The 15,402-nt window shown below is 43.9% G+C and carries 12 protein-coding genes and 1 riboswitch; of the genes, 3 read left to right on the top strand and 9 right to left on the bottom strand.

The features are described from left to right. Positions 1-5: 5 nt before the first annotated feature. On the bottom strand, positions 6-1,199 hold the full coding sequence (locus QEP08_RS11220; protein WP_285057998.1) for a Pycsar system effector family protein: 1,194 nt from the start codon (positions 1,197-1,199) through the stop codon (positions 6-8). Positions 1,200-1,376: 177 nt separating this feature from the next. Between QEP08_RS11220 and QEP08_RS11215 the strand changes: the two genes are divergently transcribed. Beyond that, the gene (locus tag QEP08_RS11215) at positions 1,377-1,748 is read left to right on the top strand and encodes a group III truncated hemoglobin (protein ID WP_285057996.1); all 372 of its coding nucleotides are present in this window, start codon (positions 1,377-1,379) and stop codon (positions 1,746-1,748) included. A 38-nt stretch (positions 1,749-1,786) separates the two neighbouring features. On the opposite strand, the gene QEP08_RS11210 is transcribed toward QEP08_RS11215, so the two are convergent. The 8 genes from QEP08_RS11210 to metE form a co-directional block, all read right to left on the bottom strand. Then, entirely contained in the window at positions 1,787-4,717 is a 2,931-nt protein-coding gene (locus QEP08_RS11210; RefSeq protein ID WP_285057994.1) for a DEAD/DEAH box helicase, read from the bottom strand. 19 nt (positions 4,718-4,736) lie between these two features. After that, a complete protein-coding gene (locus QEP08_RS11205; protein ID WP_285057991.1) occupies positions 4,737-5,318 on the bottom strand; it encodes an SCO family protein in 582 nt (193 codons plus the stop codon). Next, a complete protein-coding gene (locus QEP08_RS11200; RefSeq protein WP_285057988.1) occupies positions 5,315-5,752 on the bottom strand; it encodes a hypothetical protein in 438 nt (145 codons plus the stop codon). Before QEP08_RS11200 ends, QEP08_RS11205 begins: the two co-directional genes overlap by 4 nt. A 17-nt stretch (positions 5,753-5,769) precedes the next feature. Continuing rightward, positions 5,770-7,107 (bottom strand): sialidase family protein, encoded by a 1,338-nt coding sequence (locus tag QEP08_RS11195; protein WP_285057986.1) that lies wholly within the window; start codon positions 7,105-7,107, stop codon positions 5,770-5,772. A 10-nt stretch (positions 7,108-7,117) separates the two neighbouring features. Next, a complete protein-coding gene (locus QEP08_RS11190; RefSeq protein WP_285057983.1) occupies positions 7,118-9,451 on the bottom strand; it encodes a TonB-dependent receptor domain-containing protein in 2,334 nt (777 codons plus the stop codon). 226 nt (positions 9,452-9,677) lie between these two features. Next, a complete protein-coding gene (locus QEP08_RS11185; protein WP_285057981.1) occupies positions 9,678-10,016 on the bottom strand; it encodes a hypothetical protein in 339 nt (112 codons plus the stop codon). A 215-nt stretch (positions 10,017-10,231) separates the two neighbouring features. Then, complete coding sequence (locus QEP08_RS11180; RefSeq protein WP_285057978.1) at positions 10,232-11,233, bottom strand: beta-ketoacyl-ACP synthase III; 1,002 nt, start codon at positions 11,231-11,233, stop codon at positions 10,232-10,234. A 55-nt stretch (positions 11,234-11,288) separates the two neighbouring features. After that, positions 11,289-13,616 carry a 5-methyltetrahydropteroyltriglutamate--homocysteine S-methyltransferase gene (gene metE / locus QEP08_RS11175; RefSeq protein ID WP_285057977.1) on the bottom strand — a complete coding sequence of 776 codons (2,328 nt, stop codon included), beginning with the start codon at positions 13,614-13,616 and terminating at the stop codon, positions 11,289-11,291. A 329-nt stretch (positions 13,617-13,945) separates the two neighbouring features. Next, positions 13,946-14,131, bottom strand: a riboswitch (cobalamin riboswitch). Positions 14,132-14,262: 131 nt separating this feature from the next. Between metE and QEP08_RS11170 the strand changes: the two genes are divergently transcribed. Both QEP08_RS11170 and QEP08_RS11165 read left to right on the top strand, forming a co-directional pair. Continuing rightward, positions 14,263-14,916, top strand: coding sequence for an SCO family protein (locus QEP08_RS11170; protein WP_285057975.1), 654 nt, complete (start codon positions 14,263-14,265; stop codon positions 14,914-14,916). A gap of 26 nt (positions 14,917-14,942) precedes the next feature. Next, entirely contained in the window at positions 14,943-15,365 is a 423-nt protein-coding gene (locus QEP08_RS11165) for a c-type cytochrome (protein WP_285057972.1), read from the top strand. The last annotated feature ends 37 nt before the right edge of the window (positions 15,366-15,402 follow it).

Genomic DNA, 15,402 nt, shown 5'->3' with positions numbered 1-15,402 from the left:
AGTCATTACATCACTAAAGCAGAGGCAACAATAAAGGCAAGAACGGACGCAACAATACCAAACATGAACACATTATACGCTATACGCAGCAACCGGTATTTGCGGCCCAGTACAACACCCTGAGCATAAACATCCTTAATCAGACTTCCATATAAGAAATCACGGTCCTCCATCATCTTTAGCATTCCATTTTGATAGTCATCGAGGCTCATCCTGTAGAAATTACCGAAGAACAATAAGTTAACCCTCCTGCCCTTAATGTCATCAGGTGTAAATATACCTTCGGGAATGGATGGCCTGGTGGCCAGGATCGAAAACACCATAGTAACCACACAGACGATCAATAAAATCATTGTAGGAATGATTAAATGCGGATTATCCTCCAGCTTCCTAAGCAGTATACTCAGAATTACAGACAGGATGATCGATGTGGTCGAGATCATGATATGTGCCTTGTTATCAGCCATGTCACTCAATCGCTGATGATTGGTTGAGGTAATCCTGAACATTGTTTCCACACCACGCTCAGGTTTATCGTCTTTTTTCTTTTTTATTTCCTTAGTGGCTATCACCTGAGAATTTTCTTTTATATCCACGCTGGGTTGAGTTATTAATTTACTTTCCAATTCAGCTAAATTCTCTGCTTTTTTTGCATTGAGAAGATCCCGGCAAAAATCAGTATGAAAATGATGCATTTTAAACAAGGCAATGGTCTTTGCCCTCCATTCTGTTTTATCAATTTTCTTGTTAAAAAAGGCTTCAGCCTCTTTACGCATTAGCTTGTTCCTCTCTTTAAAACTATCACTACCCAGATGAAAAAGATCTGCATCGCAAACAATTTGCTGCAAAAGACCTTCAGGGCGCTGAGGCATCATCGTTGCCCTGATACATCCGCTCACTTTGTCAATGACCTCCTGATTTATGCCTTTTTCTCTAAGAAAATCTGCGGCAAGACTTATTCCTTTTGATTCGTGCTGATTGCAATCATAAAGATATCCTATATCATGAAACCAGCATGCGGCTATTACTATAAAAAAATCCTCATCCGGCAACCGATAGTGATTGCCTATTTTAACCGCATTTTCAACCACTTGTGCGGTATGTTCCAGGTTGTGATAAACAAGCCTTTTATCCTCATGAGATTGAAACAGATTTGACACATGTGTGCGAAGCTGATCTAAAATTTCCCGGTAATGCATCTGTAACGTAATTCTTTTTTTTACTGAAATGATATACAATAGGTTTGCATTATAAATATGGGGGTTTTTAACTTCATATTTTAATAATACTGTAAAAGATGGCCAAGAAAAAACAAATTGCCAGTTTAGCCCCTACCTTTGCGAAAGGAAACCATTTGGCTCAATACGGGAAAATAAATGAGAGATATCGCTGATAAACAGGACATACAGTTGCTGGTGGAGAATTTTTACAACCAGGCACTTAACGATGAAACAATAGGCCCGCTATTTAAAAAGGCCGGTTTTGTTTTAGAGAGCCACATCCCGACTATGGTGTCATTCTGGGAAACCATCCTTTTCGACGTCATCACCTATAGTGGAAACCCAATGCTTAAACATATTGAGCTGAACAAGACAGTTCCTCTGATGTCAGCACATTTTGAGCAGTGGATGAACATCTGGAAAAATACAGTCAGAACGAACTTTGAAGGACCACTGGCAGAAAAAGCAATACTAAGGGCAAGCTCTATTGCTCACCTGATGCAACACAAGATCGGGCAAATGGGTTAATCTTCAGGTTCAAATTTATCAAACCTAAAATCCCGCTATCAAAGCAGACCCAGCAGATCCTTTTTTGAAAGTGACTTAAAAATAGATTCTTCCGTTTTAATCAGATCACCGGCCAGCCCCTTCTTGGATTCCTGCATCAGCATGATCTTTTCTTCTATCGTATCCGGGCAGATCAGCCTTACGGCCATCACATTTTTTTGCTGCCCGATTCGGTAAGCCCGGTCAATGGCCTGATTTTCAACAGCTGGATTCCACCAGGGGTCTACCAGGTATACATAATCAGCCTGTGTGAGGTTCAACCCAATTCCGCCTGCCTTCAGGCTGATCAAAAACACACGAACATCTGCATTGTTCTGGAAAGAATCGACTACAGATGACCTGTCCCTTGTCTGCCCGGTCAGATAAGCATAGGCAACTGAACGTGTATCTAATTGTTCCCTGATCAGATCGAGCATGGTTACAAACTGGGAAAACACCAGTATCTTATGATGCGGAGATTTGCTTTCTATCTGCTCCATCAGCACGTCCATTTTTGCTGATGCATCACCATAAAACACGTCCTTATTCAATATCGCCGGCGAATTACAGATCTGCCTCAGCTTCGTAATTCCCTGGAGCACATGCATACTGCTCTTGGCCAGCTCATCCTCAGAAGTCCCCATCAGGTAATCCCTGATCTCATCTTTGGCAGCCTCATAAACCTCACGCTGCTGGGCACCCATTTCACAATAGATCACCATTTCGGTTTTATCGGGCAATTCTTTAGCCACCTGCTCCTTCGTACGCCGCAAAACAAATGGATTGATGCGCTTTTGCAGTTCCTTAGCCCGTCTGCTGTCTTTAAACTGATCAATGGGCACAGAATAAAGCCGTTTAAAATGTTCCTTGCTGCCCAGCAAACCGGGGCAGGCAAAGGACAACTGCCCGTAAAGATCGAAAGTATTGTTTTCAATGGGTGTGCCCGTCAGCACTACCTTGTTTCTGGAACTCAGCAACCTTACCGCCTTATAGCGCTGCGAATCAGGGTTCTTGATCGTCTGCGACTCATCCAGAAAGATGTAGTTGAACCGGTAATCTTTTAAAAACCGGATGTCAGATAGCAAAGTACCATAAGACGTCAATATCACTTCATACTGATCAAAATCATGAACCACTTTTGCCCGGTCCGAACCATAAATTATTTTCACTTTTATGGAAGGTGCAAATTTCCGGATCTCCTGAACCCAGTTGAACACCAGCGATGCAGGAACGACCACCAGGTTGACATTGCGGGTCACCTTTTTCCTTTGGGAAAGAATAAACGCCAGAACCTGTATGGTTTTACCCAGACCCATATCATCGGCCAGGCAGGCACCAAAATTAAATTCATCCAGGAAATTGAGCCAGTTCAGTCCTTGTTTTTGGTACTCCCTGAGTGTAGCGTTGAGCTCTTTAGGTACCTCTATATGTTCAATTGCTTCAAAAGATGCCAGACGGGAACGGTAAAGGGTCAATCTTTCCCGCGTCTCTCTGTCCAGCAGGTCATCGTCATAAAGCTCTTCAACAGATGCATAGTTGATATTGGCCGTACGAAGCATATTGTCACTGATTTCCGCAGCGCCAAAATAACCTTCAAACTTCTCCAGCCACTCATCAGGCAGAATGCCCATGGTGCCGTCATCCAGCTGAACAAACTTACTTTTGTTCCTGATCGATTTATGAAGGTGCTTCAGGGACACCGTTTGTTTGTTGAACTTTACTTTGATTGCAGTCTCAAACCAATCAATGCCGCTAATCACGCTGATGGAAATATCGGCCTTGTACGGACTCAGTTTATTATTCTTAAGTTCATTAAATCCAAGAATAGCGATTCCCTTGCTGCGCCAGGCTTCAAAAGCATCCAAAAACCAGGCTTCTTCCAAAAAGTGCTTGCGGTGCATGTAAAAACAATCCGCATGCTTCTGCTCCGGAAACTCATTCATCTGCTCCATAAAGTAAGGATGCATCCTGGCAATGGCCGTAATGAACTGGAGTTCTCTCTCTTCATCCCGGTCGAGCGTAAACATCTTGCCCAGCTTATCTTTTGACTTGATCTGCTTTTGGGAGATCACCGGGATCTCCAGGCTGCCGTATCGCATTACCGGGGTGATGAGTACAAAATCTTCCGATTCAGACAAATACACAATCTGCTCATTTTCCAGGTCAAAACCCTGTTCGACGAGCTGCTTTTTGGTAGCCTGCTTCAAATAAGAATAATTGATTTTGATCTTGCCTTCAAGTACAGACAGTATCTTCTCCTGAAATTCCTCGTATTCGGGCCTCGCGATCACAATCGTATCGTTTTGATGCTTAAAGAAATCAATCACGCCCAACAAATAAGGATTATCGACCAGATAGAGTTGATTGCCGGTTTGAATAAAATAATGATATTTAATCTTGATTGTTTCCAGTGAAAAAGAACGGCCCCCTAACGTAAGTTTACCTGAAATCTGAAAATCATCCTTCTTTTCATCAACACTGATCAACAGATCCGGCCTCAATAATTCCATCTTGACAGGAACAACCGAACCCGCGTTAATGGTCGATGAGATTTTATCATCATGGAGATATACGCCCAGTTTCAGGGGATTGTTTACAATTGCCTTCAGCGCCTCCAGATCAGATTCTGCCCTTCCCTCAGTATAGTTATTTTTAAACCTTGAAACACCTGTATAAAATTTCAGTTCAGCCTCTGCATTGGTTTTCCATACCTTATCCAGCGGATCAACAGACCTGAATGGATTTTTGAGCTTGCCATTCTTAGTCATCTCCGCCTCGGCCAGCTCCATCACCAAATGCCTGTAAAAACGGTGCTGACTAAGGATCAACACCGTTTTACAAGAATCATTATGGCCTGATGGCAACTGAAGCGACTTACCGGTATGGAGAATACTGCCAAGCCTGGTATAATCTATATTTGATGAATTGCTGTCTTCCTTGTCCCTGGTCATAATTAACGATGCCCTAAAATTACTCTTTTAACAGCACATCCATATCTTCCATTAGTTTTTTAACATCAGTATCCGATGTGCCATCATAAGCACCCCTCAGGCGCTTTTGCTTGTCCACAAGCATCAGGTATCCGGCATGCACAAAACCACCGGGTTCCTCCTTATCTTCCTTAGCAGAAACAATATAGTTCCGTTCGGCCAAAGCATAGATCTCGTCCCTGGTGCCCCAAAGAAATTCCCATTGCCTCCCCTCGACACCGAGTTTACTGGCATATTTTTTCATTCTTGAGGGCGTATCATACTTCACATCAATCGTATGAGAAGCAATTTTCACCATCGGGTTCCCTTTGTACTTTTTATACACCTTCAGCAGGTTCCTGTGCATGACCGGACAGATTGTGGGGCAAGAAGTAAAAAAGAAATCAGCTACATAGATCACACCATTAAAATCTTTTTCCGTTACGATGGTACTGTCCTGGTTGAACAGCTTAAAAGGAGGAATCTTGATCGTATCAGCCTGTAAATAAGGCAGGCGTTCCGGTTCTTTACAGCCGGGCAACAACAAAATCATCCAGCAAATTGATATCAGCAGAATTCTCATGGCTTTTTAAATTTGGTAAGATAAGCATCCGACACGGCAATATCGGCTTTATAAAGACTGTCAATTTTATGGATTTTAATCTTTTCTTCTTTAAAGTACCTGACCGCCTCCTCATTAGACTTTCCTGTTACGTCAGGCTCAAATTTATGCATCCAGTCATTCATGCGCTCCTCCGAACTTGTCAGCTGTTTCAGTAAGGCGCTGATCGCTGCTTTCTCCTTTAAAGTATCCGTTTCCGGAAACTGCTGCTTCACTGCTTTAAATGACCGCAGCAATGTATCGAGCTTCATTTGGTTGCTCACGATTTTTCCCTGATCTTCCATGACCACATCATGAAATTTCATGACCTCATCACGAACATCTTTATAGTTCTCTCCTTGTTTACAAGATATTACGACTATCATCAAAAGTAATACTCCAATTGTATTTTTCATTCTCATGCTGTTTTAAATTATAAATTTTTTGACTGATGATCCCTTATGTCAACCCTGGCAAAACAGATCTCCGAACGCGAATGACCTTCCCGCACCCAGGCTGCAAGCACATGATCGCCCTGCTTTTTCAGTACCGCGTGATTGTCGGGATGCTCCCCATCGGACAGCGCAATCTCCTGCTCTGTCTTTCCGTCAGCGATCATCCTCAAGACGATTTTTGCCGATCCTGCAGGTCCATGGTTCATGCCACCGCCAGAATGCTTCATTGCGGAACCATGATCCATCTTTGCTGCCCCGGCAGGAGTATGCTCCGTCGCCAACTCCGGCATTTCCTCACAGACCATCACTGTCCTTCCATCAGCCAAAGATAACAATTGCGGATGCCTGCCCGTCGCAGTGATCAGGGTCCGGCTTCTGAAATCAGCACCGCGGGCCGGTGCAGTAGTATAATACAATCCGGCACTTCCGCCTGCAGTAAACCAAATTACGTTTGCGCCGCCATTAGCATTGACCGCCAAAGAAGGTCCTGAATGCGGACAACCCTCAATTTCCCAATTGTCCTTGCTGACTGCTTTGGACTCACTAAAAGTTTTTCCATTATCTATAGATGATTTATACACCATGTCCCTGACTTGTTTGCCAGAAAGAACAGATGGGAATTGTATGCTCCTGTAAGCCAGGTGGAGATTGCCCTTTTCATCACACAGAAGATCAGTCCTGCAGCATTCACAAGTGCCCTTATCCAGGCAGGAATCCAGGCCAAAGCCCTTTCCACTTGCAGTCCTGTTAAAATACAGTGCCGAACCTTTAATGCTTTTTCCAAATCTTCCATCCAGCCAAACTGCCGCAAGCTCGCCATCTTTCAAAGTAACCACATCAAAGAAACTTCTGCCATAAGCATGTGCAGTATCCGAATGCAAAAATTGTGAATCAGACCAGCTTTTGCCTTTATCTGAGGAAAAACTATAATAGATGGCACCGGCATAGGGACTTTTCTCTGAAAGAAAGCGTTTGGCGTAAATTGCCATCACTGTCCCATCTGCCTTAAAAGCTACCTTCCCCATACTTTCCGCGGAGATACTACAGCCTGCAGAACCAGGAACCGTCACTGCAGTTCCGAACTTGTCTTCCTGCCCGTTATAAACCGCATATTTCAGCCGGTATAATGAATCCTTTCCATCCTGCTCCATCCAGCACAATACCGTATTGCCTTTGTTATCCTTGGTCAGATAAGGGCCAACTGAATTAATCCCTCCTGAATGCAGCAACTGAACGACGGGACTGGATTCTTTTCTGGCACAACTGTTCAGAAGCACCAGGACGATAGGGATAAATATGAATACTAATTTTTTCATCACAAATATTTTAAAATATATACTTCAGGTTTAAACCGCCATAACCATTCCGCTTGGGTGAAGGATTAAAATACGGAGCCTGCCCACCATTAGTTGCACCCGCATTGAGCGAAACGATTGAACTGTAACTTTTATCAAGGATATTGTCCAGTCCGGCATAAACATTTGCTTCCAGGCAACTCAGAATCAGCTTTTTATAACCCAGTTTTGCATTAAGCACCTCATATGAAGGATTAAATACTGAATTCGCATCATTCAGCGGAAGATGATCGCTATAGAAATAATTGCCGTAAAAATAAGCACCGCACTTCGTTTCCAGATCAATACCGGCATTAATCACCCAAGGCGCTATACCTGTCAGCTTATTGCCGTCAAATGTCGCCGAAACTTCTCCCTTTGCATTCAAAGCTCTGTAATCTTTAAATTTAAAATCAGAATAAGTCACAGCAGCAAAAGGTCTTAGCCTGACTACCTCATTTCCATCTTCAGGTTTGCATAGCAGATAAGACAAAGACAACTCAGCTCCGTTGTGGCTGGTTTTCCCGGAATTATTATAGATCGTTATGCCTTGCTGCACAAACTGGCCGATCAATTCCCCTTTCATATCCAGTTTAAACAGGGCAAGATCATACTCCAGACGGCTCTCCAATAAATTCCCTTTTATATTGAATTCATAGTTTGTTCCTTTTTCAGCCTGTAAAACCGGATTAATAGAACCATCTACATTCTTTATCTCCGAGCTGGAAGGAGGAGAAAACCCTGTACTCACACTCGCATGCAAAGTCAGTGCATCGTTGAATGTATGGCTTAATGCCACACGCGGACTGGCCTGTGCTTTAAATTTCTTCACACCACTCTGATTTTGCTTCAGATAATCCTCCACATCATAATTCAGGCTGTTATAACTCAAACCCAGCGTCAGAAAAGTACCTGTAGCCAGCCCAGTTTCCGATTGATAAAAAAGGGAATACTGGGTATTCCTGTAATCAATATTTGAATTGATCGTACCTTCAGACCCATGATTGTTCACATACTGGCTGCCTTTGGTCAAGCCCTGGTTGTACTCTGCACCCAATGTAAATTTAGTTGGCAGCACTGAAAACTCAGGATCGTAACTAAACCGCGTACGCCCGCCATAACTCTGGTAAAAATTCCGGATATAAGCATAGGGGAGCGGATGGTTCAGATCATAAAAATAAGTGAACACACTTGTTGTATTTGAAAACTGGTCATTAAAACGGTATTGCTGTCCCAGACCCACTCTGGTCCAGGTCTGGTACCGGCCGGCCAGCTTATCCACATTGGTTGCATTGGCCTGTCCCGGATTCGCGGCGACCTGGTCCAGCGTCAGTGAACCCGGAATTTGTGAATACTGTGTAGTCCTGTTGAGCAATAAAGTGATGATCCGCTTATCGGTTGGAAAAAGCTGAAAGTTACCAGTCAGGAACCGGCGCATGTCCTTGCTATGCTCACGGTAACCTTCATATTCCTGCCAGCCATAAGATACATAACTATTAATCTTATCACCACCACTCCGGTAGGCAGTAGCGAGCCTGAATAAACCATTGGACCCGGCAAGGCCTGAAGCCTCGATACTTTGCTCCTGATAAGGCGAGCGCTGCAACTGGAAATTGATCACACCCCCTGTTCCCGCACCGTAAATACTCGAAGCCGGCCCTTTAATCACCTCGGCCCTGCCGATACTGTTGACATCCAGCGCTTCGATCCTCGTCGTACCATCTGCCTCCGTTACCGGAATCTCATTGACGTAGACCTTCACATTGCGGATGCCATACGATGCCCGCACACCATTACCGCGGATAGAAATCCGTGCCTCAGAAAGCGTGCTCTGATCCATACGAACTCCCGCAATGCCGTTCAATGCCGATTGAAAAGACACAGCACTACCACGATTGATGTCCCGGGAAGTGATCAGCGAAATCGCACCAGCAGTTTCTTTATTGGTTTTATTTGCGTTATAGCCAGTCACCCGCACTTCATTCAAACTTACCGGATCTGCTTCCATCTGCACATTCAGTTCGCCGATAATATTTTTATCTGCATCCTCATCTAAACTCAGTGTCTTGATCAGTTGCGTTTTGTAGCCCTTTAGCGATACTTTTAACACCTGATCGACACTTACGCTTTCCAGCGAGAAATAGCCCTTTAAATCGGATCTGACGAGCTCTTGTCCATCATCACCGGAAACAATCGCTCCAGACAGCGGCTGCCGGGTTTGCGAATCATAAATATAGCCTCTTAAGGTGGGCTGCACCTGGGCTTGGCCCCGCATAAAGCAGAACACCAGACCCAATGATAAAATTAAATATCTGATTGGATTCATTAAGAAAATAGTAATAGTTAAGAATTCCCCCGCAGAAAAACATATAACTATGCTAACTGCAGGCCATTTTGCCTATACCTGCCATGTCGCACAATATCAGCGTCATAAGCAAGCTTTACAGGCCACTTTTCCAGAAAATTTACCTTCTCAGAGAAGACATAGGGAACTGTCGTTCTTTTTCAGAACGGCAGGATCCAGTCTTCGAAGAGAACGGTCAATTTTCCCGTCAATTTTCCTGTGGCGGATGAAATATAGAATTCTTAATACTTTGCGGCATTCCCGTAGAAACCGGAATATGAAGATTAACCACCGCAAAGGCATACCGCTTAAAGACCAGCGGTGTACTCACCACCGCGTCCTGAACCTGCAACTTCTGAGACTGCCGCTCCTGTTTTTGCTCCTTGTCCTGGGCCTGCTTTAACTTCTTCATTAAATAGCATTTCCCGTTACAATGCATCTCCGGCTTGTCCCTGTTCTCGCAAAGCTCCTTAGCAATATATCCTTTATTGGCCTCAAACCCCATATACACCCACAAGCCCGACAAATTAGCAGAGAGCAAACTCACTAAAAGCAATATAGATATGGGTTTTATCAGCATTTCAGGAGCAAATGTAATAAAAAAAGCAACCCCTTCAGATTGCTTTTTAAAATCAATTTATTTAATGACCATTACCGGTTTTTCTGCGCCCTGCTTTCCCAGGAAATTTACCTTCTCAGAGAAGACATAGGGAACTGTTGTCCTTTTTCAGGACAGCAGGATCCAGTCTTCGAAGAGAACGGTCAATTTCTAAGCTTACCCCATTTCAGATAAGTAGCACCCCAGGAAAATCCAGCACCAAAAGCAGTCAGGATCATTTTATCACCATATTTAAAATCATCTTTAAAATCCCAAAGCACCAAAGGAATTGTAGCAGCAGTAGTATTGCCATAACGGTCGATGTTCACCTTCACCTGATCTCCCGACAGCCCGAGATACTCCCCAACAGACTGAATGATCCTCAGGTTCGCCTGATGCGGGATCAGGTAGTTGATCTGAGAACTCAGCAAATCATTGGACTGCAATATCTCATTACAAGTATCTGTCATGCCCTGTATCGCCGCTTTAAACACCACGCGACCATCCTGACGCACATAATGCAGCTTCTCATCCAATGTAGCCTGCGAAGCCGGAAACTTAGAACCACCAGCAGTCACGATCAGGTTTTCCTTACCTGTACCATCCGTCCTGAAAAAACTGTCCATCAAGCCAACAGGCTCTTCCGTTTGCTCCAGCATCACCGCGCCGGCACCGTCACCAAAAAGAATACAAGTGTTGCGGTCTGTATAATTGACAATAGAACTGTTTTTGTCCGCGCCAATAACCACTACTTTCTTGCACCTGCCACTTTCGATCATACTCGCGCCAAGCGTAAGCGCATATAAAAAACCACTGCAGGCAGCATTGGTATCAATACCCCAGGCATTTTTCAGACCTGCCTTCTCACACACCATGCTGCCAGTAGAAACCATTACATAATCAGGCGTAGAGGTAGAAACGATCACACAGTCGATCTCATCAGGGTTTACATTACCATCCTCCATCAACCTTTTCAAAGCAAAAGTTGCCATGTCAGATGTAGCTATATTTGGATCATTAACAATTCTTCTCTCCTTTATCCCTGTCCTTGCCACAATCCATTCACTATTTGTATCAACCATTTTTTCAAGGTCATGGTTGCTTAAAACAGTGTCAGGAACATAACCACCAACCGCAGTAATCACTGCATTTTTCCTTATTCTCATTGTGTGTTTGTAATTCTATAAAAAGGGCAGGCTCGTTCCTCCTGCCCTGTATTTTTTACAAAGTTACAGCTTCTTCCACACTTTCCCGCAGTACTTTTGCGGCAGCCACCATTTCTATGAGTGCTTTTTTCGTTTCATCCCAATGCCTGGTCTTCAAACCACAGTCCGGATTTACCCACAATTGCGCCGCAGGAATCACAGACATGGCTTTTTTCAACAAGTTAACCATCTCATCCTTAGACGGTACGCGTGGCGAATGAATATCATACACACCTGGTCCTATTTCATTCGGGTATTTAAAATCTGCAAAAGCATCCAGCAACTCCATTTGCGAACGTGAACATTCAATTGTGATCACATCCGCATCCATATCCGAAATGTTCTGGATGATGTCATTAAATTCCGAATAACACATGTGCGTATGGATCTGGGTATCGTCCTTTACCCCGCTTGCAGAGATGCGAAACGCCCTTACCGCCCATTCCAGGTATTGCTGCCAGTCTGCTTTTCGCAACGGCAAACCTTCCCTGATCGCAGGCTCATCAATCTGAATGATTTTAATACCCGCCCTTTCTAAATCAACCACCTCGTCCCTAATGGCCAGGGCGATCTGCGTGCAGGTCTCTGACCGCGGCTGGTCATTGCGCACAAATGACCACTGCAATATCGTAACAGGGCCAGTCAGCATGCCTTTCACCCATTTATCGCTCAGCGACTGCGCAAAAGCAGACCATCTTACTGTCATCGGTGCGGGACGATATACATCCCCATAGATTACAGGCGGCTTCACACACCTGCTGCCATAGCTCTGCACCCAGCCATTTTTAGTAAAAGTAAAGCCAGCAAGCTGCTCCCCAAAATACTCCACCATGTCATTACGCTCAAACTCGCCATGCACCAGCACATCAATACCCGACTCCTCCTGAAAACGGATCGTCTCCTCTGTTTCCTTTTCAATCAGCGCATCATACTCTGCCAGAGACAAGTCACCCTTTTTATACCTGGCCCGCCAGCTCCGGACTTCCGGAGTCTGCGGAAAAGAACCGATGGTCGTAGTAGGGAACAGCGGAAGACCCAAAGCCCTATGCTGTGCGTGCTTCCGAAGTGCGAAGGGGCTCAACCTGTTTTCATCTTTTACGGTGATGTCCGACACCCTTTTTTTCACCTCCTTATTGTGGATCAGAAGCGATGACCGTCTGTTTTCAGCACACCTAATGTTTTCCTCTAATTTCAGCAATGCATCATTTTCATTATTAATCAATTGAGACAAAACGACCACCTCATCAACCTTTTGTTTCGCAAATGCCAGCCATTGCTTGATTTCAGCTGCCAAAGGTGTTAAAATAGTATCATTATGTTCATTGCCCAGGTCACAAGGCGAATGTATTAAAGAACATGAAGGACTTATAATCAACTTATTGGCATCAAATTTAGAAAGTAAAGATTTAAGTAGTACTAAAGTAGCCTGAAAATCATTCTTCCAGATATTCCTGCCGTCAACTACCCCAACCGAAAGCAGCATTGAATCAGGCAAAACATTCAGTACAGGACGCATCTGTTCAGGTGCCCTTACCAGGTCAATATGCAATGCCGTTACCGGCAGGGAAACAGCCAGAGAAGTATTGTCTTTCAGCGCATCAAAATAAGTAGTCAGGAGGGTTTTCAACTTAGGAAACTGACGTTTGATCTCCCCATACACATAATGGAAAGCTTCTGTGTCCTTCTCAGTCAGGTCAAGGCAAAGGAATGGCTCATCAAACTGTACCCACTCCACATGCTGCTCCTCCAGCTTTTTCAACACCTCAATATAAACCGGAAGCAGGTTTTTTATCAGGTCGATCCTGTCAAAACCTTCCTCTTTCTCCTTACCCAAAAGCAAATAAGTAACCGGACCAATCAGTACAGGCTTGGTTTTAATACCTAATCTTTTACTCTCATTATACTCATCTAACACCTTAGTAGAAAACAATTTAAATTTCTGATCTTTAGTAAACTCAGGTACGATGTAGTGGTAATTGGTATCAAACCATTTGGTCATCTCCATAGCAGTGATGTCCAGACCATCCTTCTGATAACCACGGGCCATCGCGAAATACAGGTCCAGCTCTGCATTGCCTTTGTTCATGATCACCTCATGATAACGCTTAGGAATGGCCCCTACAGTAAGTGACCAATCCAGTACCTGGTCATAAAAGGAAAAATCATTGGACGGGATCAGGTCAATGCCTGCCTCCTTCTGCAGTTCCCAATTGTGCTTACGAATGTCCCTTCCTGTATGCGCCAGCTGCGCAATAGTTGTCTTGCCTGACCAATACTGCTCGCAGGCTTTTTTGAGTTCTCTGTTGCCACCAATACGCGGGTAGCCTAGATTGTTAGTTAGCATTTTCTTGCTTTTTAATGATGAAAAAATCTTTAAAAGCCCTTTTTGCTGAACTTCGCAATGCGAACGGGAAAGAAGAAATAAGAAGGAATAACAATGTAACGGAACCGCCCGGCAGACATAATCATCCCCAGGCCGTTATCTCAAATATGCCACCTCGTCATCTCGAATGCAATGAGAGATCTCTTGAACTATTCATGTCCCAGAGAAACTGTGAAACAAAACAAGAGATATCTCTTAAAGCCCGTAATGAACTTGTTTCAGTAACGATAGACGAGAGTAAATAGAAACCATTACACCAAACTCAACCCCTGCTTCAAACCGCGAAAGCATAGTCAAATCGATATTAGGCAGGTCTCCTGACTTGTAACATTTTTACCATCCTTCCCATTCCGCAGAACAGTGGACAAACTAAGGGTAAAAACCTTGTGTTACTTACAGTTGCGCGACAGTCCGTGATTTTCACACGATTCCCTATTAATCTACAATTAAGTAAAACCTATACCGGTTGATGAAGAAAGTAAAGAACTTATTGGTGCAAACTTAGTCAAGTTGACTATAAAAACCTAAATAATTACCCAGACATTACAGTTTATTTTTTCAGGAATGTACCTTTGCAACAATCCAATAACCAATATTAACTGCCATTATGAAGTCAGCCAGGTATATTTACCCCCTATCATTCTTATGCATCATCCTTCTATTTGCCGCTTGCAAACAAAGCAGAACACTGCCCATACTTGGCCCCAGAGATACAAAAGAAGTTAAAAATGCAGATGGTACCACCACTGTCGACACGGTTTACAAAACCATTCCGGCATTTAGCTTTTTGAACCAGGACAGCTTGCCAGTGACCGGCGACACCTTCAAAAACAAGATCTATATCGCCGATTTCTTCTTTACTTCATGTACCACCATCTGCCCAACCATGCACCGCAACATGAAAACAATCTTTGACGAATACAAAGACAATCCGGATGTCATGTTCCTATCACACACCATTGACTTTAAATACGATATCCCATCCAAGTTAAAGAAATACGCAACTAAACTCGGTGTAGACGGAGCCAGGTGGCAGTTCGCCTATGGCAGCAAAGACAGCGTCTACAAGATTGCCGAAAAAGATTATTTAGTAGCCGTGATGGAAGACAGCACCGCCAAAGAAAACTACGTGCACCAGGGATGGCTTGTACTCATTGACAAAGACAAACACATCCGCGGAGCCTATGATGGCACCAATCCCGAACAGGTAGCACAACTGAAAAAAGACATCCCGGTCCTGCTTGCGGAAGAAAAGAAATAGTTCAGCACTAAAATTAAAGAACCATAATGCGCAAGACCTTGCTCACCTTCCTTACCCTGTCCGTCATTGCGTCGATCATCTATTCCTGTCAGAATTCTGATGAGCTAAAACAGCAGATCTACTATACCAACGGCCGCGACCTGTATATCAAACATTGTCAGAACTGCCATGGAGCCAATGGCGAAGGATTGGGCAAACTCGTTCCGCCGCTCACCGATACCGTGTACCTAAAACAAAACAAACAAAAACTGGCCTGTCTCATTAAAAACGGATCAGACACCACTGTAACCATCCACAACCAGGATTACGAAGGCAAAATGCCTGATAACGCACAACTTTTTGATATCGACATCGCCCAGCTCATAGTATACATCACCAATTCCTATGGAAACAAACAAGGTATGTATAAACCTGAACAAATAGCCGAAGACCTTAAAAACTGTAAGTAAAGTATTTTTTATAATTTAGGTGCTGATACACAGATCG

Origin of the sequence: Pedobacter ginsengisoli (assembly GCF_030244015.1) — a bacterium.
Taxonomy (GTDB): Bacteria; Bacteroidota; Bacteroidia; order Sphingobacteriales; family Sphingobacteriaceae; genus Pedobacter; species Pedobacter ginsengisoli.
Note: the sequence above shows the minus strand (reverse complement) of the source record. Positions and strands in the feature narration are given on the sequence as shown.

What these genes read in the sequence shown, in the direction of transcription:
- QEP08_RS11220 (WP_285057998.1), bottom strand. Translation starts at nt 1,199, where the DNA reads ATGCATTACCGGGAAATTTTAGATCAGCTTCGCACACATGTGTCAAAT.
- QEP08_RS11215 (WP_285057996.1), top strand. Translation starts at nt 1,377, where the DNA reads ATGAGAGATATCGCTGATAAACAGGACATACAGTTGCTGGTGGAGAAT.
- QEP08_RS11210 (WP_285057994.1), bottom strand. Translation starts at nt 4,717, where the DNA reads ATGACCAGGGACAAGGAAGACAGCAATTCATCAAATATAGATTATACC.
- QEP08_RS11205 (WP_285057991.1), bottom strand. Translation starts at nt 5,318, where the DNA reads ATGAGAATTCTGCTGATATCAATTTGCTGGATGATTTTGTTGTTGCCC.
- QEP08_RS11200 (WP_285057988.1), bottom strand. Translation starts at nt 5,752, where the DNA reads ATGAAAAATACAATTGGAGTATTACTTTTGATGATAGTCGTAATATCT.
- QEP08_RS11195 (WP_285057986.1), bottom strand. Translation starts at nt 7,107, where the DNA reads ATGAAAAAATTAGTATTCATATTTATCCCTATCGTCCTGGTGCTTCTG.
- QEP08_RS11190 (WP_285057983.1), bottom strand. Translation starts at nt 9,451, where the DNA reads ATGAATCCAATCAGATATTTAATTTTATCATTGGGTCTGGTGTTCTGC.
- QEP08_RS11180 (WP_285057978.1), bottom strand. Translation starts at nt 11,233, where the DNA reads ATGAGAATAAGGAAAAATGCAGTGATTACTGCGGTTGGTGGTTATGTT.
- metE (WP_285057977.1), bottom strand. Translation starts at nt 13,616, where the DNA reads ATGCTAACTAACAATCTAGGCTACCCGCGTATTGGTGGCAACAGAGAA.
- QEP08_RS11170 (WP_285057975.1), top strand. Translation starts at nt 14,263, where the DNA reads ATGAAGTCAGCCAGGTATATTTACCCCCTATCATTCTTATGCATCATC.
- QEP08_RS11165 (WP_285057972.1), top strand. Translation starts at nt 14,943, where the DNA reads ATGCGCAAGACCTTGCTCACCTTCCTTACCCTGTCCGTCATTGCGTCG.